General features: G+C 68.2%; 1 protein-coding gene. It reads left to right on the top strand.

Features of this window, described 5'->3' with window-relative positions; all coding sequences use genetic code 11:
- Positions 1–80: 80 nt before the first annotated feature.
- Positions 81–479, top strand: a complete 399-nt coding sequence (locus tag ACU8YC_RS25580; RefSeq protein WP_446896045.1) for a PRC-barrel domain-containing protein — start codon at positions 81–83, stop codon at positions 477–479.
- Positions 480–617: the final 138 nt, after the last annotated feature.

The following is a 617-nucleotide window of genomic DNA, read 5'->3' as shown; positions in this document are numbered from 1 at the left end:
AAACGGAAAGGTTAATGCGAGGAACGATGCGATCGAGGCGACGATTTCCGAGCACCCATACCGGGCCATCGGAGTTCACTATGCGCCGCCTCGCCCTCGCTGCCCTCGCATCCGCCGCCCTCGCCGGCCCCGCCTTCGCCGCCAACGAGGCGCCCGCGACGGTCGCGCCGAAATTCGAGACCGTCCCGCAGGACGCGGTGCTCAGCTACAACCTGATCGGCCTCAACGTCACCGACGCGCAGAACAACACGGTCGGCGAGATCAAGGACCTCGTGATCGATCACGAGAAGCTGGCCGGATACATCGTCTCCGTCGGCGGCTTCCTCGGTATGGGCGAGCGCTACGTCGCGGTGGCCCCGAGCTCGATCGCGATCGGCTACGACGCCGACGCCAAGAAGTGGAAGGCCATTATCGGCGCCAGCAAGGATCAGCTGAAGGCGGCGCCCGAGTTCAAGTACGAGGGCAAGTTCAAGCGCTGACGCTCACCAACGCCGCGGCCGGGCGCAGTGCCCGGCCGATCCAGCGGTCCCGCGGCCCCGACGCGGCGCAACCGCGCCTAGAGGGGTGTGTCGAGGGCCTGACGCGCCAGCCGGGCGACCAGGGCCTCGCGCTTGGCC

It is taken from the genome of Citrobacter sp. VF227 (assembly GCF_052950715.1).
This window is presented reverse-complemented; position numbering and strand designations above follow the sequence as displayed.

Coding starts and splice junctions, on each gene's coding strand:
- ACU8YC_RS25580 (WP_446896045.1), top strand. CDS start 81: ATGCGCCGCCTCGCCCTCGCTGCCCTCGCATCCGCCGCCCTCGCCGGC.